Source organism: Teichococcus rhizosphaerae, assembly GCF_002631185.1.
In the GTDB taxonomy this organism is placed as follows: Bacteria; Pseudomonadota; Alphaproteobacteria; order Acetobacterales; family Acetobacteraceae; genus Pseudoroseomonas; species Pseudoroseomonas rhizosphaerae.
The window spans coordinates 62270-81516 of the sequence record NZ_PDNU01000007.1; the positions used below are offsets into that span (position 1 = coordinate 62270).

Annotated in this window: 20 protein-coding genes; 14 read left to right on the forward strand and 6 right to left on the reverse strand. The window is 74.0% G+C overall.

Translation table 11 applies throughout. From position 1 onward, the window contains the following. Positions 1–93 precede the first annotated feature (93 nt). Positions 94–543 (forward strand): helix-turn-helix domain-containing protein, encoded by a 450-nt coding sequence (locus CR162_RS06570; protein ID WP_099094739.1) that lies wholly within the window; start codon positions 94–96, stop codon positions 541–543. Between the two features lie 72 nt (positions 544–615). Here the strand turns inward: CR162_RS06570 and CR162_RS06575 are convergent, their stop codons facing one another. From CR162_RS06575 to CR162_RS06590, 4 genes are all read right to left on the reverse strand, one after another. After that, on the reverse strand, positions 616–1524 hold the full coding sequence (locus CR162_RS06575; RefSeq protein ID WP_099094740.1) for a lysophospholipid acyltransferase family protein: 909 nt from the start codon (positions 1522–1524) through the stop codon (positions 616–618). An 82-nt stretch (positions 1525–1606) separates the two neighbouring features. Next, the gene (locus CR162_RS06580) at positions 1607–2452 is read right to left on the reverse strand and encodes a GNAT family N-acetyltransferase (RefSeq protein WP_099094741.1); all 846 of its coding nucleotides are present in this window, start codon (positions 2450–2452) and stop codon (positions 1607–1609) included. Next, positions 2449–2961, reverse strand: coding sequence for a Fur family transcriptional regulator (locus CR162_RS06585; RefSeq protein ID WP_099094742.1), 513 nt, complete (start codon positions 2959–2961; stop codon positions 2449–2451). The genes CR162_RS06580 and CR162_RS06585 overlap by 4 nt, the downstream gene beginning before the upstream one ends. A gap of 193 nt (positions 2962–3154) precedes the next feature. Continuing rightward, complete coding sequence (locus CR162_RS06590) at positions 3155–3601, reverse strand: MucR family transcriptional regulator (RefSeq protein WP_099094743.1); 447 nt, start codon at positions 3599–3601, stop codon at positions 3155–3157. 198 nt (positions 3602–3799) lie between these two features. Here CR162_RS06590 and CR162_RS06595 point away from each other — a divergent pair, with 198 nt between their 5' ends. Next, positions 3800–3991, forward strand: a complete 192-nt coding sequence (locus CR162_RS06595) for a sulfurtransferase TusA family protein (protein ID WP_245870175.1) — start codon at positions 3800–3802, stop codon at positions 3989–3991. Here the strand turns inward: CR162_RS06595 and CR162_RS06600 are convergent. After that, positions 3966–4415 carry a GNAT family N-acetyltransferase gene (locus tag CR162_RS06600; RefSeq protein ID WP_245870168.1) on the reverse strand — a complete coding sequence of 150 codons (450 nt, stop codon included), beginning with the start codon at positions 4413–4415 and terminating at the stop codon, positions 3966–3968. The genes CR162_RS06595 and CR162_RS06600 overlap by 26 nt on opposite strands. Further along, positions 4408–5073: a tRNA (adenosine(37)-N6)-threonylcarbamoyltransferase complex dimerization subunit type 1 TsaB gene (gene tsaB / locus CR162_RS06605; protein WP_176559749.1), complete on the reverse strand. Its 666-nt coding sequence runs from the start codon at positions 5071–5073 to the stop codon at positions 4408–4410. Before tsaB ends, CR162_RS06600 begins: the two co-directional genes overlap by 8 nt. Before the next feature lie 126 nt (positions 5074–5199). Here tsaB and ddpX point away from each other — a divergent pair, with 126 nt between their 5' ends. The 12 genes from ddpX (at position 5200) to CR162_RS06665 (ending at position 18993) form a co-directional block, all read left to right on the forward strand. Beyond that, positions 5200–5748, forward strand: coding sequence for a D-alanyl-D-alanine dipeptidase (gene ddpX, locus CR162_RS06610; protein ID WP_099094747.1), 549 nt, complete (start codon positions 5200–5202; stop codon positions 5746–5748). Between the two features lie 79 nt (positions 5749–5827). Then, a complete protein-coding gene (locus CR162_RS06615; protein ID WP_245870169.1) occupies positions 5828–6463 on the forward strand; it encodes a LolA family protein in 636 nt (211 codons plus the stop codon). A gap of 72 nt (positions 6464–6535) precedes the next feature. Further along, the gene (locus tag CR162_RS06620; RefSeq protein WP_099094749.1) at positions 6536–7342 is read left to right on the forward strand and encodes a gamma-glutamyl-gamma-aminobutyrate hydrolase family protein; all 807 of its coding nucleotides are present in this window, start codon (positions 6536–6538) and stop codon (positions 7340–7342) included. Positions 7343–7662: 320 nt separating this feature from the next. Beyond that, positions 7663–8469, forward strand: a complete 807-nt coding sequence (locus tag CR162_RS06625) for an exodeoxyribonuclease III (RefSeq protein ID WP_099094750.1) — start codon at positions 7663–7665, stop codon at positions 8467–8469. Positions 8470–8537: 68 nt separating this feature from the next. Beyond that, the gene (galE, locus tag CR162_RS06630; protein WP_099094751.1) at positions 8538–9548 is read left to right on the forward strand and encodes a UDP-glucose 4-epimerase GalE; all 1011 of its coding nucleotides are present in this window, start codon (positions 8538–8540) and stop codon (positions 9546–9548) included. A gap of 144 nt (positions 9549–9692) precedes the next feature. Continuing rightward, positions 9693–11282 carry a phytoene desaturase family protein gene (gene crtI / locus CR162_RS06635; RefSeq protein ID WP_099094752.1) on the forward strand — a complete coding sequence of 530 codons (1590 nt, stop codon included), beginning with the start codon at positions 9693–9695 and terminating at the stop codon, positions 11280–11282. Continuing rightward, positions 11279–12874 carry a phytoene desaturase family protein gene (locus CR162_RS06640; protein WP_099094753.1) on the forward strand — a complete coding sequence of 532 codons (1596 nt, stop codon included), beginning with the start codon at positions 11279–11281 and terminating at the stop codon, positions 12872–12874. The genes crtI and CR162_RS06640 overlap by 4 nt, the downstream gene beginning before the upstream one ends. After that, a complete protein-coding gene (locus CR162_RS06645; protein WP_245870170.1) occupies positions 12871–13701 on the forward strand; it encodes a lysophospholipid acyltransferase family protein in 831 nt (276 codons plus the stop codon). The genes CR162_RS06640 and CR162_RS06645 overlap by 4 nt, the downstream gene beginning before the upstream one ends. Continuing rightward, complete coding sequence (locus CR162_RS06650) at positions 13698–14825, forward strand: glycosyltransferase (RefSeq protein WP_099094754.1); 1128 nt, start codon at positions 13698–13700, stop codon at positions 14823–14825. The genes CR162_RS06645 and CR162_RS06650 overlap by 4 nt, the downstream gene beginning before the upstream one ends. Next, complete coding sequence (locus CR162_RS22320; RefSeq protein WP_176559750.1) at positions 14822–16456, forward strand: squalene/phytoene synthase family protein; 1635 nt, start codon at positions 14822–14824, stop codon at positions 16454–16456. The genes CR162_RS06650 and CR162_RS22320 overlap by 4 nt, the downstream gene beginning before the upstream one ends. Next, positions 16453–17676 (forward strand): hydroxysqualene dehydroxylase, encoded by a 1224-nt coding sequence (locus tag CR162_RS06660; RefSeq protein ID WP_099094755.1) that lies wholly within the window; start codon positions 16453–16455, stop codon positions 17674–17676. Before CR162_RS22320 ends, CR162_RS06660 begins: the two co-directional genes overlap by 4 nt. 24 nt (positions 17677–17700) lie before the next feature. Next, positions 17701–18993: an aldehyde dehydrogenase family protein gene (locus CR162_RS06665; protein ID WP_099094756.1), complete on the forward strand. Its 1293-nt coding sequence runs from the start codon at positions 17701–17703 to the stop codon at positions 18991–18993. Positions 18994–19247 lie beyond the last annotated feature (254 nt).

Consider the following 19247-nt stretch of genomic DNA (forward strand, 5'->3'; position numbering starts at 1 on the left):
GCGGGGGTCGCCCGAGTGGCACGCCACAGCGAGAGCATAGGCGGGACCGCGACCAGCGAACGCGGTGCTGCAATTGGCGGCGGAGGGTCAAGGATGCCCGTGGATGATGTTGCGGAGAAGGGCGAGCGCGAGCACCGTCCGAGCCCCATCGATGTCCATGTCGGCACCCGTGTCCGGCTCCGCCGGACACTCCTGGGAATGAGCCAGGAGAAGCTGGGCGAGGCGCTCGGCTTGACCTTTCAGCAGGTCCAGAAATACGAGCGGGGCGTCAACCGCATCGGAGCCAGTCGGCTGTTCGACCTGGCGCGGGTGCTGGACGTGCCGATCGGCTTCTTCTTCGACGACATGCCCGATGCCATGGGTGGCAGCGGAGCCCTGCGCGCGAGGCTGGGCGGTTTCGCCGAGCAGCAGGAAGGCTTCGAGGACGACACGCTGCACAAGCGCGAGACGCTGGAGCTGGTGCGCGCCTATTACCGCATCACCGAGCCGGCCGTGCGCAAGCGCGTCTTCGACCTGATCAAGAGCCTGGCGCCCACCGAGTAAGGGGCGGCAGGCGCGGAAAAGGCCGGGGAGCCCCATGTTCCCCGGCCTTTCTTCCCTCGATTGCGGCCCGTCTCAGCGGGCGCGCAGCGGCACCGGGGCGCGGTTCTGGCGCAGCTCGGCGGCGCCTTCGGCCACCGTCCGCTCCACCGCCTGCGTCAGCGCCTTGCGGTCACGGAAGGCACGCGGATCGGCCGGCTGGTGCAGCAGCACCGTCACCCGTCCGCCCGGCTGCCGCGCCAGCCGCCAGAAATGGCTGCCCAGATCCATGTCGCCATACCAGGCGAAATGCGCGCGGTCCCGCCGGCAGGCCGGCAGCCCGCCCAGGCGGTCATACACCACCGAGATGGGCTGCACGGCCGCCGCCGCCTCGGCCACGCCGAGGAAGGCGGAGCGGAAGGGCAGAACGCGGGTGCCGTCATTGCTGGTGCCCTCGGGAAACAGGATCAGGCTGCCCCCTTCCTGCAGGCGGTCGCGCATGGCGGCGGCTTCCTCCCCCGTGCGGCCGCGGCTGCGGCTGACGAAGACGGTGCGGCCGAGCCGCGCCACCGTCCGCACCCCGGGCCAGTTCCCCACCTCCGCCTTGGACACGAAGGCCGCCTCCAGCACGCTGCCCAGCACCAGGATGTCCAGCCAGGAGGAATGGTTCGACAGGAACAGGGTGGGCCGCGCCGTGGAAATGCCGCCCACCACCTGCACGCGCAGCCCGATCAGCCGGCAGAGCACGGAATGGTAGAAGCGCGGAAAGGCGAGCTTGCCGCGCCCCGGCAGGACCAGCAGCAGCGCCTGGATGGGGATGCAGAGCAGCGTCCAGAGCAGCGCCGAGACCAGGCGGCGCACGGCGCGCAAGCGGCCGGCGAGCGGGCGAGGCTCCTGGTCCAGCAGCCCGGCCGAAGGGCCCGGCGCCCGGCGCAGGAGCGGCGGCCGGGTCTTTCGCGGCGGGGTCTGCGAGAGGTCGTCGGGGGTGCGGGCTATGGCCACCATGGCCAAGCCGGATAGCGGAGCCGCGGCGGCAGGACAATGACGGCTTCGTTTCGCCGCCATGACATCGGGCGGCCCGCCCTTCCTATTCCGGGGCCCCGCCTTCCTGGGCACCGCCTTCCTGGGCACCCCGGTGACGCTCGTAGTGGCGGGAATACTTCTCGGTCACGAGTTCCGTCTTCACCACCACGCAGACATCGGTGGTGTTGAACTGGGTGTCGATCACCGCGCCATCGCCCACGAAGCCGCCGAGGCGCAGATAGCCCTTCACCAGCGGCGGCAGGTCCGCCAGCGCCGCGCGCCTGTCGATGCTGGCGGGATCGAGCCGGTCCATCGCGACGAAGCGCTCGGGCAGGGCGCGCGGGCGGATCTCGGCAGGCGCGAGGTGATGGGCGTGCAGGTAGGAGAGCGGCAGGGCCAGCAGGTCGAGATCGGTGCCGGGCAGGCTGGCGCAGCCGAACATCAGCGCGATCTGGTGGCGCGACACATAGGCCGCGATGCCGGACCACAGGAGCTGCATGGCGGCGCGGTTGCGGTGGCTGGCATCGACGCAGGAGCGGCCCAGCTCCAGCACATGGCCCGGCTGCGCCAGCAGCGGCCCGATGTCGTATTCGGAGGCGGAATAGAAGCCGCCCACCCGCTCCGCCGCCGCGCGGCGGATCAGCCGGTAGGTGCCGACCACGGCGGCCGCGCCCTCGCCCAGATTGTGGTCCAGCACCAGGAGGTGGTCGGCCACGGCGTCGAAGGCGTCGCGGTCGCGGGCGGTGGCGGCGGTCTCGGCGTCGGCGCGGGCGCCCATCTCCTCGTAGAAGACGCGGTAGCGCAGCGCCTGGGCCGCCTCGATCTCCTCGGCCGAGGTGGCGATGCGGACGCCCAGATTGCCGCTGCGCAGCTCGCCGAAGCCGGCGCCGGCGCCGGCCATCACCGTCATGCGTCCTCTCCCCCGCGCCGCCGGGTGGAGCGGCGCGGCGGCAGGGGCGTGCCCTCGGGCGCGCGGCGGGCGAACAGCTCCAGCCGGAAGTCGACCAGGCGGAAGCCGAGCCGGGCCGCGATGGCCTGGGCCAGCGCGTCGCACTCGGCGTCGGAGAACTCGATCACCTTGCCGGATTCGACGTCGATCAGGTGGTGGTGGTGGCCATGCTCGGTGGCCTCGTAGCGGGCGCGGCCACCGCCGAAATCGTGCCGCTCGAGGATGCCCTTCTCCTCCAGCAGCCGGACGGTGCGGTAGACCGTGGCGATGGAGACGCGGGAGTCGAGGGCCAGGGCGCGGCGGTAGAGCTCCTCCACGTCCGGATGGTCCTCCGCCTCGGAAAGCACGCGCGCGATCAGCCGGCGCTGCCCTGTCATCTTCAGGCCGCGCTCGATGCACAGGCGCTCGATCCGCAGCGGATCGGGCTGGCTGTCATTGGCGTGGCGGGGCGTGTCGGTGCGCGTGTCCATGGGGGCGGTCGGAAGCTCTCTTGTGCCGGCGGAGCGCGGGACCTTCCCGCCGCCAGCCGGCACGCATTATGGCACGAGGACCGGGCGCGCCATAAGGGAATGGCGCCACGCGCCCCGGCGGCCATGCCCCTGGCTTGCCATTATTGGTCGGCCAAGGCAAGGCGGCCGCCCGGAAGGGCGGGCCCGCCCGCGCTCAGGCGGAGGCGGCGACGCGCCGCTGGCGGGTGCCGCGCGGCTTGGTGCCGAGGCCGATCTTCTTGGCCAGCGAGGAGCGGTGGCGCGCATAGTTCGGGGCGACCATCGGGTAGTCGGCCGGCAGGCCCCAGCGCTCGCGATACTGTTCCGGGGTCATGTCATAGGCGGTCTTCAGATGCCGCTTCAGCATCTTCAGCTTCTTGCCGTCCTCGAGGCACACCAGATACTCGTCCGTGACCGACTTCTTGACGGCGACGGCGGGCTGCGGGCGTTCCGCGGGAGCCGCCGTGACGATGGGAGCCGTGCCAAGACCAGACAAAGTCCGGTGGACCTGCTCGATCAGATTCGGCACGTCGGTCAGCGGAACCGAATTGTTGGACACATGCGCGGCGACAATCTGCGCCGTCAGCCCCAAGAGTTCGCGCCCGCCTTGTTCTTCTGACATTCCCACGCCTCGCAAAAAAAACGTTTAAGCCCGGACGTCTCTTACGGCCTTGACTTTGCCGATCATATAGCCGCGCATCATCTTTCTGCAACAGCAATCGGAGTTGAAATCTTGACAGATCAACCCTCCCAAAAAATTACTGTGCCGCAAGAAGAACTCCCTCAACACCTGCTGGATATCACAACCGAGACTTGCCCCATGACATTCGTCCGCACGCGGCTGGCGCTGGACCGGCTGCCGAGGGGAGGAATTCTGCTGGTCCGGTTGCGGGGCGAGGAGCCGGCGCGCAACGTTCCGCGCACCGCCACCGAGCAGGGACATGAGGTTCTCGATCAGCGCGCGGCGGAAGACGGCAGCGTGCTGCTCACGATCCGCAAAGGCGGCGGCTGAGCACCAGCGCGTCGCTGCCATCGGCGTAGTAGCGGCGCCGGCGGCCGCTTTCGGCGAAGCCCGCCGCCCCGTAGAGCGCGCGCGCCGCCTCGTTGGCCACCGAAACCTCCAGGAACATCGTGGCGGCGCCCCCCGCCAGGGCGCGGGCCAGCGCGGCCGCCAGCAGCCTGCCCCCCACGCCGCGCCGCCGCGCCGCCGGCGCCACCGCCAGCGTCAGGATCTCCGCCTCGTCCGCCGCCACGCGCGCCAGGACGAAGCCCTCCCCCGGCACCAGCAGCGCGAAGGCGCCCGGCATCTCCAGCAGCAGCCGCAGCGCATCCGCCCCCCACCGCTCCGCGGGCGGAAAGGCCTCGGCATGCAGCGCCGCCAGCGCCGCCGAGGCTTCCGCGCCGGCCAGGCGCGGCGCGGAGGCTTCCTCAGCCACCGGGCAGACGCACCGCGGGAGGCTCGACATAGAGCGGCAGCGCGGCGCGCGGCGGCAGCCGGCCAGCCAGGCGCAGCGCCGCCACGGCCGCCACCGCGCCCGCTTCCGGCAACAGGCTCCCGGTGAGGCGGGCGGCGATGCCCCGCGCGGCCAGCGCTTCCGCAGCGGCCTCCGCCATGTCGCCCACCAGCACCACCGGACCGGCCGGGTCCGGCAGTTCGGCCAGCGCCAGGGGCTGCGGCGGGGCGGCGGCGGCATCCTCGCCGGGCGCGAAGCGCTCCAGCAGCACGCGGCCGCGCCTGGTGTCGATCACCGACCACACGGCCTCCGCGTCCCGCAGCGCGGGCGGCAGGGCGGCGCGCAGCGCCTCGCCGGTGGTGACGCCGACCGCCGGGCAGCCGGCCGCCAGCGCCACGCCCTGCGCCAGCGCCAGCGCGGCGCGGATGCCGGTGAAGCCGCCAGGGCCCACCACCGCCGCCACCGCGTCCAGCTCCGCCGCGGCGAGGCCCGCCTCGGCCAGCACGCGGGCCACCATCGGCGGCAGCGCCACCGCCTGGCCCCGCGCGCCTTCCGCCAGGGCCGCGGCGCGCACCGCGCCATCCACCCACACCGCCGCCGAGGCCCGCGCCAGCGCGCCATCCATCGCCAGAATCCGCATGCCGCGCTCCATAGGCCAGGCACGCGGCGGAAGGAATGCGGGGGCGCGCAAAAGCCGCCGGCGCGGGCGGATTCTCCTGCCCTCCCCCCGGCGACAGCCGGCGGGCGCGGTGGCAGGATCACGGCCATGCTCCTGCCCGTCACCGAAGCCGATGGCTTCCTGCTCGACATCCGGTACGCCACGGCGGACAACCTGGCCGGCCGGCCGATCTACCGCCGCCCCGTGGCGCTGCTGCTGCCGCTGGCGCGGGAGCGGCTGTTCCGCGCGCGCGACCAGGCGGCGCGGCTCGGGCTGAAGCTCCGCCTGTTCGACGCCTTCCGCCCGCTGGAGGCGCAATGGGCGCTCTGGCACGCGGTGGAGGACAAGCGCTTCGTGTCCGACCCGCGCAGCGGCGGCGTGCATCCACGCGGCGCGGCGGTGGATCTCTCCCTGGCGGATGCGGCCAGCGGCGCGCTGCTGCCCATGGGCACCGGCTTCGATGCCGTCGCGGCCGAGTCGGCGCATGGGCATCCGGGCGTGCCGGCGGAGGACCAGCGCAACCGCGCCCTGCTGCTGGGGCTGATGACCGCCGCCGGGTGGGACCATTACGGGCTGGAATGGTGGCACTACCAGTTGCCGGAGGCGCGCGCCTTTCCGCCGCTCAGCGCCAGCGCGGTGCCGGAAGGGCCGATCTAGCGCCCTGCCCGCGGCGCTCGCCGCGAGACTTCGCGGCGGGGGGCTTCTCCGGCGCAGGGCGGTGCGCCAGATAGGGCGGATGGACCGCCGCACGCTGCTCGCCGCCACCCTCGCCCTGCCCTCCTCCCTCCTGGCCGGCCGCGCCGCCGCCCAGCTGGTGCCGGCCAACCAGGCCGCCGCCGCGCTGCAACGGGTCGAGGCCTACATGAACGGCATCACCACGCTGCGCGCCCGCTTCCTGCAGATCGCGCAGAATGGCGGCTCGGCGGAAGGCACGGCCTTCATCGCCCGGCCGGGCCGGATGCGCTTCGACTACGACCCGCCGGAGCCGCTGCTGCTGGTCGCCTCGGACGGGCAGTTCCTGCACTACGACCGGGAGCTGAAGCAGCCCAGCATCGTGCCGGTCTCCTCGACGCCGCTCGGCTTCCTGCTGCGGCCGCAGATGCGCTTCGGCGGCGACATCGAGGTGCTGGGGGTGGAGCGCGGCAACGGCTTCGTGGGCGTCACGCTGCGGCGGCGGGACAACCCGGCCGAGGGGCGCCTCACCCTGGTGCTGGCGGAAGACCCGATGGAGCTGCGCCAATGGGTGGTGGTGGACGGGCAGGGCCGCCAGACGCGGGTGACGCTGACCCAGATCGAGACCGGGATGAGCCTGCCGCGCCGCCTCTTCACCTTCAACGATCCGAGCTTCTTCGAGAATGAGGGCCGACGCTGAGGCAGGGCTGCCGCCACCGCCATGCACGAATAATGCCTTGATCGCGCCGCGCCGCGGCGCAACCTTTGCACCATGCGTCCCCTGATCGGCATCCCCTGCTGCATGAAGGCCTTCGGCGCCTTCGCCATGCCCAACCACGCCGTGTCCGACCACTACATCAAGGTGGTGATGGGGCCGGTCGGCGGCACGCCGATCCTGGTGCCCGCGGCGGGCGATGCCGTGGTGCGGGACATCCTGCCCCGGCTGGACGGGCTGCTGCTGACCGGCAGCCGCTCCAACGTGGCGCCCGGCCTCTACGCCGGCCCGCCGCACCTGGAGGGCACGCCGGAAGACCCGGCGCGCGACTCCACCACCCTGCCGCTGATCCGCGCGGCGCTGGAGATGGGGCTTCCGCTGTTCGCCATCTGCCGCGGCTTCCAGGAGCTGAACGTGGCGCTGGGCGGCGCGCTGGACCAGCGGGTGCAGGACCTGCCCGGGCGGCTCGACCATTCCACGCCGGTCGATCAGGTGCTGCCCAGGGTGCGCACCGGCAAGGCGCACAATGTGCACGTGCTGGAGGACGGGATGCTGGCGCAGGTCTGGCGGGGGCTGGACTGGTCGCCGGAAGGCGTGCCGGTGAACTCCCTGCACAACCAGGCCGTCTCCCGCGTGGCGCCACGCCTGCTGCCGGAAGCCTGGGCACCGGACGGCACCATCGAGGGCGGCCGTGTCCGGGATGCCCGGGGCTTCGCCCTCGGCGTGCAGTGGCATCCGGAATATGACTGGGCGGAGGACGCGCTCTCCCGCCGGCTTTTCGAGGCCTTCGGGCAGGCCGCCATGCGCTGGGCGGCGGAACGGGCAGGCAACATGGCTCCCGCCGCCACGCTTGCGGCCGAATAGCAACAGGCCCTGCCGAAGTTTTCGCGTCAAACGTTTTTGAGTTGCGCAAAAAACCCTTATCTTCCCGTCGGGAAATGCCATTTTGGCATTGGTTGACCGGTTCCCCTCCGGCTCACCCGACCATTCCGTCAAGGAATGATACCCCCCAAGGCGCCCGGTCCCCCCCGACCGGGCGCCACCTTTTTGGGGCACCCCTTCTGTGGCCGCTTCCCCCTGGCCGCCTTTCGGCCGAGCGGGGGAAGGGCGGGGCCCGGGGGCCCCACGGCAGGGGCCGGCGAAGCGGCCTAGCCGTGCCGCGCCATCCGGCCTATCGAGGCGCCATGCCGACCCTCCGCATCGTCACCTGGAACATCAACTCCGTCCGCCTGCGCCTGCCCCTGCTGGCCGACCTGGTGCGCGACCTCGCCCCCGACGTGATCTGCCTGCAGGAAACGAAGTGCCCCGACGCGCTGTTCCCGCATGAGGGCGTGGAGGCGCTGGGCTTCCCGCACCGGGCGGTGCGCGGCATGAAGGGCTATAACGGCACCGCCATCCTGTCCCGCCTCCCCTTCTCCGTGCGGGCCGACGACCCCGACTGGTGCGCCAGGGGCGATTGCCGGCACCTCGGGGCCGACCTGGCGGTGCCGGGCGGGCTCGAGCTGCACAATTTCTACGTGCCCGCCGGCGGCGATGTCCCCGATCGGGAGGCCAACCCGAAATTCGCCCACAAGCTGGACTTCATCGCCGAGGCCACGGCCTGGAACGCGGCGCGCGGCCCCGCCCGCCGCGCCATGATGCTGGGCGACCTGAACATCGCGCCGCTGGAAAGCGACGTCTGGAGCCACAGGCAGCTGCTCGACGTCGTCTCCCACACCCCCGTCGAGGTGGCGGCGCTGGAGGGCTGGCAGCGCGCCGGCGCGTGGCACGACGCCATCCGCCACTTCGTGCCGCCGCCGGAAAAGATCTATACATGGTGGTCGTACCGGGCGCGGGACTGGGAAGCCTCGGACCGCGGGCGGAGGCTGGACCACATCTGGGTCAGCCAGGACCTGGCCGCCGGGCTGCGGGACTGGCGGGTCCACCGCGCCGCGCGGAACTGGACGCAAACCAGCGACCATGTTCCCGTGCTTGTTGAACTGGATGTTTAATGCGGGATGATGCCGTGTCGCGGTAAGACCCGTCGCATCATTTTCGCTACGCAGTGAAGGATCTTTGGATGGCACGCTTCCTCGTGACGGGCGGGGCCGGATATGTCGGCAGCCATGTGGTCCTCGCGCTTGTGGAGCGGGGCGACGAGGTGGTCATCATCGACGACCTGCGCCAGGGCCACCGCGCCGCCGTGCCCGAGGGGGTGGAGCTGGTGGTGGCCGATCTCGCCGACCGCGCCCGGCTGGCCGAGGTCTTCGCCGGCTGGAAGTTCGACGGCGTGCTGCACTTCGCCGCCCTTTCCCTGGTGGGGGAGAGCATGCGCGACCCGCTGCGCTACATCACCGAGAACCTTTCCAACACGCTCGGCCTGGCCGACGCCGCCATCCGCGCGGGCTGCCTGCGCTTCGTGCTGTCCTCCACCGCGGCGTTGTTCGGCTTCCCCGAGCGGCTGCCGATCGACGAGGCGGCGAGGCTCGGCCCCGTTTCCGCCTATGGCGAGTCGAAGCTGATGGCGGAGCGTGGCCTCGAATGGGCCGAGCAGGTGCACGGGCTGCGCTCGGCCAGCCTGCGCTACTTCAACGCCGCCGGCGCCGACCCGAAGGGCCGGCTGGGCGAGGACCACAACCCCGAGACCCACCTCATCCCGCTGGCCATCAACGCCGCCCTCGGGCTCGGGCCGGAGCTGACCGTGTTCGGCACCGACTACGACACGCCGGACGGCACCTGCATCCGCGACTATGTGCATGTCACCGATCTGGCGGACGCGCATCTGCGCGTGCTGGACGTGCTGAACGAGGGCCGCAGCGTCCGCTACAATGTGGGCAATGGCAGCGGCTATTCGGTGCGCGAGGTGATCGATACCGTGCAGCGCGTCACCGGCCGCCCCGTGCCGCACCGCACCGGGCCGCGCCGCCCGGGCGACCCGGCGGTGCTGGTGGCCTCCAACACCCGGCTGCGCGAGGAAACCGGCTGGACGCCGCGCTACGCCGCGCTGGAGGACATCGTCCGCACCGCCCATGCCTGGCGCGCCGCCCACCCGAACGGCTTTCGCGGCAACGCCTCGCAGGTGGCGGCCTGACGGGCCGGGCCGCCCGCCGCCATGCCGGCCACGCGCCGCGCGTGGCGGGCGGATGACGGCCCGTTCTCATCCGTGTAACCCTTGGCAAGTCGCCAACACGCCGCACCTCTGCAGGCGGACCACACAGGTGATCGCAGAGCCGGCATGAACGCTTCCTTGCCCACCCCTCCCCCCTCGGGCCGCGGGCGCCCCGGCGGCCGCCCGCATGTCATCGTCATCGGCGCGGGGCCGGGCGGGCTGGCGGCCGCCATGCTGCTCGCGGCGCGCGGCGCCCGGGTCACGCTGTTGGAGAAGGACGGGGTGGTGGGCGGCCGCAGCCGCACCCTGACCACGCCCGAGGGCTACCGCTTCGACCTCGGCCCCACCTTCTTCCTCTACCCCCGCATCCTCGAGGAGATCTTCGCGAGCTGCGGGGCCGAGCTGCGGCGGGAGGTGGCGCTCACGCGGCTCGACCCGCAATACCGCCTGGTCTTCGGCGGCGGCGCCGGCCCGGTGATCGACGCGACCCCCGACCTCGACCGCATGGCCGCCGAGATCGCCAAGCTCGATCCCGCCGACGCCGCCCGGCTGCACGACTTCATGACGCGCAACCGCGGCAAGCTGGAGGCCTTCCGCCCCGTGCTGGAGCGCGGCTTCTCCTCCGCCGCCGACCTGCTCGGCCTCGACATGCTGAAGGCGCTGCCGCATCTGCGCCCGCACCTCTCGGTCGATGCCGAGCTGAAGCGCCATTTCCGCGACCCGCGCACCCGGCTGCTGTTCTCCTTCCAGAGCAAGTATCTGGGGATGAGCCCGTTCCGCTGCCCCAGCCTGTTCACCATCCTCTCCTTTCTCGAATACGAGCACGGCGTGTTCCACCCCGAGGGCGGCTGCGGCGCGGTGGCCAGCGCCATGGCCCGCGTGGCGGAGCGCGTGGGCGCCGAGATCCGCCTCAACGCCCCGGTGGAGCGGGTGCTGTTCGAGGGCAAGCGGGCCGTGGGCGTCGAGCTGGGCGGCGAGCGGCTGATGGCCGACGCGGTGGTGATGAACGCCGACTTCGCCCATGCCGCGCCGAAGCTGATCCCGGACGCGCTGCGCCCGCGCTGGTCGGACGCGCATCTGGCCCGCGCGCGCTATTCCTGCTCCACCTTCATGCTCTATCTCGGGGTGGAGGGGCGCTTCCCCGAGATCGCGCACCACACCGTGCTGCTGGCCGAGGACTACCAGCGCAACCTCCAGGAGATCGAGACCGGGTTGCTGCCGGGCGAGCCTTCCCTCTACCTGCACAACCCCGTGGCCACGGACCCCTCCATGGCGCCGCCGGGCCACAGCAGCCTTTACCTGCTGGCGCCGGTGGCCAATCTGCGCGGCACCACCGACTGGGCGGAGCGCGCGCCGGAGTTCCGCCGCCTCGCGCTGCGGCGGCTCGCCATGCTGGGCCTGCCGGACCTCGAGCCGCGCATCCGCTACGAGCGGATGGTGACGCCGCTCGACTGGCGGGACGCGTTCTCGGTGGGCTACGGCGCCACCTTCAACCTGGCGCATGATCTGGGCCAGATGCTTTACTTCCGCCCCGGCAACCGCTTCGGCGGCACCGAGCGGCTCTACCTCGTGGGCGGCGGCACGCATCCGGGCAGCGGCCTGCCGGTGATCTACGAAGGCGCGCGCATCAGCGCCGACCTGTTGTCACGCGACCTCGGGCTGGGCGGCATCGAGACGCGCCTGCCCATGGCGCAGGGAAAGGAGACGGTCGCATGACGACGTCGCATGTTGTGGTGATCGGCTCGGGCCTGGGCGGGCTGGCGGCGGCGGCGGTGGCCTCGGCGCGCGGCCACCGCGTCACGCTGTTCGACAAGAACCCCTGGCTCGGCGGCAAGGCGGCGGTGCTGAACCTGCCCGCCAGCGGCGCGGGGAGCCCGGCGGGGGCCAATAGCGGCTTCCGCTTCGACATGGGCCCCACCATCCTGACCATGCCGCGCGTGCTGCGCCGCATCTTCGCCGAAGCCGGGCGCGACCAGCAGGCGGAGCTGCCGCTGATCCGGCTCGACCCGCAATGGCGCTGCTTCTTCGAGGACGGCACGGCGATCGACCTGATGCAGGACGTGCCGGCCATGGCGGAGAGCATGGAGCGCTTCGCCCCCGGCAACGGCGCGGGCTACCGCCGCTTCCAGGAGGTGGCCACCCACCTGCACGACGTGTCGGAGAAGTTCTTCTTCTGGAAGTCGGTGGAGGGCATCGGCGACACGCTGGACTTCAAGGCCAACTTCCAGCCCAACACCCTGCGCGACGTGCTGGCGCTGCGCATGGGCCAGAGCGTCGCCCGCGTCATCCGCGGCCATGTGCCGGATGCGCGGCTGGCGCAGATGCTGGACCATTACTGCCAGTATGTCGGCTCCTCCCCCTACCTCGCCCCCGCCGTGCTCTGCGGCATCGGCGACATGCAGGCGAGCGAGGGGGTGTGGTACCCGCGGGGCGGCACCCGCGCCGTGGCCGAGGGGCTGGCCAGGCTGGCCGGCGAGCTGGGCGCCGACCTGCGCCCCGGTGTCGAGGTGACGGGGATCGAGATCGAGAACGGCGCCGTGCGCGCCGTGCGCGCGGGCGGCGAGCGCATCGCCTGCGACGCCGTCATCTCCAACATGGACGCCATCCGCACCTATGGCGAGCTGGTGGGCGGCGCGCCGGCGGCGAAGTACAGCCGCAAGAAGTACGAGCCGGCCTGTTCCGGCGTGGTGCTCTATCTCGGCCTGAACAGGCGCTACGAGCACCTGGCGCACCACGACTTCGTCTTCTCCCGCGACGCCGAGGAGGAGTTCGACGCCATCTACAGGAAGGGCGTCCCCGCGCCCGATCCCACCGCCTATCTCGCGGCGCCCTCGGCCACCGACCCCACCGTGGCGCCCGAGGGCGGCGAGGCGCTCTACGTGCTGGTCCACACGCCGCACCTGCGCCCCGGCCAGGACTGGAAGCGGATGCTGCCGGCCTACCGCCGCACCATCCTCGACAAGCTGAAGCGCACGGCGGGGATGGAGGACATCGAGGAGCGCATCGTGGTGGAGCAGGCCCTCACCCCGCAGGACATCCACGAGCGCTACAAGGTGCTGGACGGCGCCATCTACGGCCTGGCCAGCCACGGGGTCTGGACCGGCGCCTTCAAGCCGGGCAACCGCTCCCGCGCGGTGAAGGGCCTCTACCTCGCCGGCGGCGCCGCGCATCCCGGCCCCGGCATGCCCATGGTGATGATGTCCGGCTGGATCGCCGCCGATGCGCTCGACCAGGATCTCGGCGGGCGCGGCATGAGCGACGCCGCCCGCGCCGCCGGCGAGCGCGGGGTTCCGCTGGCGGCCGAATGAGCCCTGCGAAACCCGGGCCGGGGGAGGCGCCGCCCCCCCCGGCCGCCGCCGACCCCTTGGAACTCCACTCCGCCCGCCACCTGGAGTTCTACGACTTCATGTTCAGCCGCTTCGCGCGGCGGCACATGCGGGCGCTGCGGGTGGCGGAATGGGGCATGCCGCGGATCCCCGATGGGCCGCTGGTGGTGTTCGCCAACCACCCCTCCTGGTGGGACGGCGTGGCCTTCATGCTGCTCTCGCGCCGGCTGTTCCCGGGCCGGCGCATGTTCATCCCGATGGAGGCGGCCGCACTCGCCCGCTACGGCTTCATGCGCCGCCTCGGCGTGTTCGGCGTGGAGCAGGACAGCGCGCGCGGCGCCGTGGCCTTCCTGCGCGTGGCCGGGCGGGTGCTGGCGCCGGAGCGGCGCGACATGCTCTGGATGAACGCCCCCGGCCGCTTCGCCGATGCGCGGGAGCGGCCGGTGCCGGTCGCGCCCGGGCTGGTGCGGCTGCCGGAGCTGGCGCCGCACGCCGCCTTCATCCCCCTGGCGCTGGAATACCCCTTCTGGAGCGAGCGCAAGGCCGAGATGCTGGCCGCCTTCGGCACGCCCTTGCCAGGGGCCGCGTTGCAGGCCATGCCTCGGGACCAAAGGCAGGCGGCGCTGGCCGGGGCGCTGGCCGGCACGATGGACCGGCTGGCCGGGGACGCCATCGCCCGCCGGCCGGAAGGCTTCCGCGTGGTCGAGCAGGGAGGGGAAGGCATGGGCGGCATCTACGACCTTTGGCGGCGCGGCCGCGCCCTGCTGCGCGGCCGGCGCTTCGACGCCCGGCACGACCCGCGCGCATGAGCGAGGCGGCGAACGGGCTCGCCCAGGGCCTGGCCTGGGCCGCGCTGGGCCTGGCCGCCTTTCCGGCCGTGCTGGGGGCGCTGAACCTGCGGGGCCTGCGCCGCCCGCGCGGCACGCCCCCCGGCCCCACCCTCGTCTCCATCCTGGTCCCGGCGCGCGACGAGGCGGCCAACATCGCCGCCTGCGTGCAGGCCGCCCTCGCCAGCGAGGGGGTGGCCGTCGAGGTGCTGGTGATGGACGATGGCAGCCAGGACGGCACCGCCGCCATCGTGCGGGACCTGATGCGGCAGGATCGCCGGCTGCGCCTGCTGCCGGCCCCGCCCCTGCCGCCGGGCTGGACCGGCAAGGTGCATGCCTGCGCCCGGCTGGCCGAGGCGGCGCGCGGCACCCACCTCCTGTTCATCGACGCCGATGTGCGCCTCGCCCCGCACGCCGCCGCCGCCATGGCCGCGCATGCGGAGGACCACGAGATCGCCCTCGTCACCGGCGTGCCGCGGCAGGAGATCGGCTCGCTGGGCGAGGCGCTGACGGTGCCGGCCATCAACCTGATGATGCTGGGCTACCTGCCGGGCGGCGGGCGCGCCGGCAGCCGCCGCGCCTCCCTCGCCGCCGCCTGCGGCCAGCTCGTCCTGGTGCAGGCCGCCGCCTATGCGGCGGTGGGCGGCCATGGCGCCGAGCCCGGCATCCTGCATGACGGGCTGGCCCTGGCCCGCCGCCTGCGGGGTGGCGGCTTCCGCACCGAGGTGGTGGACGGCGCGCCGCTGGCCCGCTGCCGCATGTATCGCGGCTTCCGCGAGGGGTGGGACGGCTTCCTGAAGAACGCGCGGGAGGGCATGGCCACGCCGCTCGGCCTGCCGGTCTGGACGGTGCTGCTGGCCGGCGCCCACCTGCTGCCCTGGCTGCTGCTGCCCTTCACCCCGGCCGCGCTTCCGGCGCTGCTGCTCTCGCTCGGCCTGCGCGCTGCCATCACGGCGCGGATGCGCGAGCTCTGGTGGACGGTGCCGCTGCACCCCGCCACCGTCGCCGTGGCGCTGGCCATCCAGTGGACAGCGCTGTTGGGCGGCTGGCTCGGCCGGCGCCCCGCCTGGAAGGGCCGCGCCTACGGCCCTCCCGGCCCCGCGTGACGCCCTCCCCCGCCGCCGGGGTGCTGGCCGGCCCGCCCACGCGCGGCCCGGGCAGCGAGAACTTCCCCGTCGCCTCCTGGCTGCTGGCGCCGGCGCTGCGCCGCCCGGTGCTGGCCTTCTACCATTTCGTCCGCGCCGCCGACGACATCGCCGACCATCCCGAGCTGGCGCCGGAGGAGAAGCTCGCCCGCCTCGCCCGGCTGGAGGCGGCGCTGGACGACCCCGCCACCGCCCTCCCCCTCGCCCGCGCCCTGCATGAGAGCGGCGCCGGCACGGCCGAGGCGCGCCACATGCTCTCGGCCTTCCGGCAGGACGCCACGCAGCGCCGCTACGGGAGCTGGCCGGCGCTGGAGGATTACTGCGCCCGCTCCGCCGCCCCCGTGGGCCGGCTGCTGCTGCGCCTGCATGGCGAGACGGATGCCGGGGCCATGGCGGGCGCCGGGGCGCTGGCCGCAGCGCTCCAGGTCCTGAACCACCTGCAGGACCTCGGCCCCGACCGCGCCGCGCTGGACCGCGTCTACCTGCCGCAGGACTGGATGGCGCTGGCCGGCGGCGAGGTGCGCTTCTTCGCCGACCCCGCCGCCCGCGCGCCCGTGCTGGACACCGCGCTCGACCGGGTGGAGGCGATGCTGGACCGCGCCGCCAGCCTGCCGCGCCGCCTGGCGAGCCGCCGCCTGGCGCTGGAATCGGCGGTGACGCTGCACCTCGCCCGCCGCCTGCTGGCCCGGCTGCGCGCGGCGGACCCGCTGGCGGGCCGCGTGGCGCTGTCCCGCGCCGACATGGCGGCCGCCCTGCTGGCCGCGCCGCGCCGGGGCGGCACCGATGCCGCGCTGGTGCGCGCGCGGGTGCGGCGCGCCCGCTCCTCCTTCGCGCGCGGCATGGCGGCCACGCACGGCCCGGCGCGGCGCGCCCTCTACGCCGTCTATGCCTTCTGCCGCGCCGTGGACGACATCGCCGACGGCGCCATGCCCGAGGCCGACAAACGCGCGGCCCTCGCGGAATGGCGGGCCAAGCTGGAGCGGCCGGACTGCCCCCTGTCGCGCGAGCTGTTCTGGGCGCGCGGCGCCTTCGCCCTGCCGCTGGCGGAATGCCACGCCATGATCGACGGCATGGAGGCCGATGCCGGGCCTGCCCGCCGCATCGCCGACGCGGCGGCGCTGGCGCTCTATTGCCGGCAGGTGGCAGGCAGCGTCGGCGCCATGGCGGTGCGGATCTTCGGCGCGCCGGAGGCGGAGGCCTACGGGCTGGCGCTCGGCCACGCCTTCCAGCTCGTCAACGTGCTGCGCGACATCGACGAGGACGCGGCGCGGGAACGCGTCTATCTGCCGCTTTCCGACCTCGCCGCCGCCGGCCTCCCGCCCGGGGCCCCCGCCGCCGCACTGGTGGCCGATCCGCGCCTGGCCGCCGTGGCCGGGGCGCTGGCCGCGCGCGCCGAGGCCGCCTTCGCCGAGGCGGCGGCGCTGATGCCGCCCCATCGCGCGCGGGAACTGAAGCCGGCGCGGCTGATGCTGATGGGCTACCACGCCCTGCTGCGGCGGATGCGGGCGGAGGGCTTCCGGCCGCCGCGCCGGCGCGCGCGCCTCGGCCGGCGGGAAAAGCTGGCCATGGCGCTGCGGGCCCTGCGGCCTTGAGCGGCGCCTCCGTCATCCATGTGGCGGGGGCCGGGGTGGCGGGGCTGGCGGCGGCCTGGGCCTTGTCCGGCCAGGGCCGCCCCGTGGTGCTGCACGAGGCCGCGCCCGGCGCCGGCGGCCGCGCCCGCGCCCTGCCCGACGGCACCGACAACGGCACCCATGCCCTGCTCGGCGCCAACCCGGCGGCGCTGGGCTTTCTCCGCGCCATCGGCGCGCGGCAAGGCTGGGTGGCGCCGGAGCCGGACCGGCTGCCGGTGCTGGACCTGGAAAGCGGCGCGCTGCTGCGGGTGGCGCTCTCGCCGCTCGGCTGGTGGCGGCGCGGCGCACGGCCGCCGGGGCTGGATATGGGTGGGCTGCTGGCGCTGCTGGCCGCCGCCCGCCCCGGGCGCGGCGGCACGGTGGCCGAGGCCTTCGCCCGGCACCCGGTGCTGCTGCGCGGCTTCGTCGAGCCGCTGACCCTGGCGGCGCTGAACACCACGCCGGAGGAGGCCGGGCTGCGCCGCCTGGGCGCCGTGCTGCGCCGCATGGGCCGCCCCGGCGCCTGCCGGCTCTATGTCGCGCGGGACGGGCTGGGGCCGGACCTGGTGCGGCCCGCCCTGGCGGCGCTGGCCGCGCGCGGCGTGGAGATCCGCCTAGGCGACCGGCTGCGCGGCATCTCCGTGGAAGGCGGCCGCGCCGCCGCCCTGCACTTCGCCGCCGGCACCGAGGTCCTGCCGCCCGGCGCGCGGGCGGTGCTGGCCACCCCACCCTGGGAAAGCGCGCGGCTGCTGCCGGGGCTGCGCGTGCCGGTCCTGCACGCGCCCATCCTGAACCTGCACTACGCCCATGCCAGCGGAACGGGGCCCCGCTTCCTCGGCCTTCTGGGCGGCATCGGGCAGTGGGTGCTGGTGCGGCCGGGCGCCGTGGCGGTGACGGTGAGCGCCGCCGGCGCCGCGCTGCGAACCCCGCTGGAGGCGCTGGCTGCGCAGGTCTGGGGAGAGCTGCGCCGCGCCGCGCTCGCCGCCGGCCTGCCGGGAGGATGGCCCGACGCGGTGCCGCCCTGGCGCGCCGTGAAGGAGCAGCGCGCGACGCCGCTGCACGCGCCGGACCAGCCCGCGCCCCCTCCCGTTCTGCCCCTGCCCAACCTGGCCCTGGCCGGCGACTGGATGGAGCCGGTGCTGCCCGCCACGCTGGAGGCTGCCATCCGCTCCGGCTTCCGCGCCGCGCGGGCGCTTTCCTGAACCCTTCCGGCCGGAGCCTGTGCCATGACGGACACCCCCGCCACCGCCCTGGCCGCCCTGCGGGCCGAGACCCGCCACCGCCCCACGCTGCGGGAGCGCCGCGCCCTGCTGGCCGCCCTGGCGCGCGAGGTGCTGCGCCGGGCGGAGGACTTCGCCGCCGCCGCCGATGCCGATTATGGCGGCCGCTCCTCCGTGGAGACGCTGATCGCCGATGTGCTGCTGGTGGCGCAGGCGGCACGGCGGGCGCGGCGCTGGCTGTGGTGGTGGGCGCGGCCGCGCCCGGTGCTGGCGCCCTTCCCCTTCCAGCCGGTGCTGGCCTGGGTGGAGCCGGTGCCGAAGGGCGTGGTGGGGGTGATGGCGCCCTGGAACTACCCCATCCAGCTCGGGCTCTGGCCGCTGGCGGAGGCGATCGCCGCCGGCAACCGCGTGGTGCTGAAGCCGAGCGAGCACACGCCCCGCACCGCCGCCCTGCTGGCCGAGGTGGTGGAGGCCGCGCTCGGGCCGCGCATGGCCCGGGTGGTGCAGGGCGATGCGCGGGTGGCCGCCGACTTCGCCGCGCAGCCCTGGGACCATCTGGTGTTCACCGGCGGCACCGCCACCGGCCGCGCGGTGATGCGCGCCGCCGCCGAGCACCTGACGCCGCTGACGCTGGAATTGGGCGGCAAGTGCCCCGCCCTGGTGCTGCCGGGCGCCGACCTGGCGCGGGCGGCGCGGGCCATCCTGGCCGGCAAGGCGGTGAATGCCGGCCAGACCTGCGTGGCGCCCGACACGGTGCTGCTGGTGGGGCACCGGGCGGAGGATTTCGCCGCCGCCTGCCGCGCCGCCGCCATGCCGGTGGAAACCGCCGTGGCCCCGGCGCAGCGCGCCCGGCAGGCGGCGCTGGCGGCGGGCGGCGAGGCGCTGCCCGGCGGCATGGTGCTGGTGGCGGACGAGGGCGCGGAGGAGCTGTTCGGCCCCACCCTGGCGGTGCGCGCCGTGCCGGGGCTGGAGGCGGCCATCGCCTGGGTGCGGGCGCGGCCGGCGCCGCTGGCGCTCTACCTGTTCGGCGCCAGCCGGGCGGAGGCCGCGCTTGTCGCCGCCGGCACGCGCGCCGGCGCGCTGGTGGAGGAGCGCTGCGTGGAGCACGCGGCCTTTCCCGCCCTGCCCTTCGGCGGCGTCGGCGCCTCGGGCTTTGGGCGCTATCACGGGCGGGCGGGGTTCGAGAGCTTCAGCGACCTGCGCGCGCGGGTGCGGCACGGCCCCTTCGCCCTGGCGCGCCTGTTCGACCCGCCGCGCAGCGAGCGGGTGCGCAGGCTGGCGCGGCGGTTGCTGCGCTGAACGGACATCCCGGCCCTCGCGTCTTCATGGCCGGCGCCGCTTTTCCCTTCCCCGTGCTTCCTCCGGATGCCCCGTTCAGGATGCCGGCCGTAAGCATGGCGGAGCGGGGTGGGATGCAAGAGACCCGTGTGCCTCACATGGCAGAAAAGCCATGCGTCGCCTGATGCTGCACCCGCGAAAAGCGCAGGGCTGAAGCGAGGCAATCCTCCCTATATTTCCTTTCGCAGCCGCAGCATCGCGGCCTGTTTCAAAGG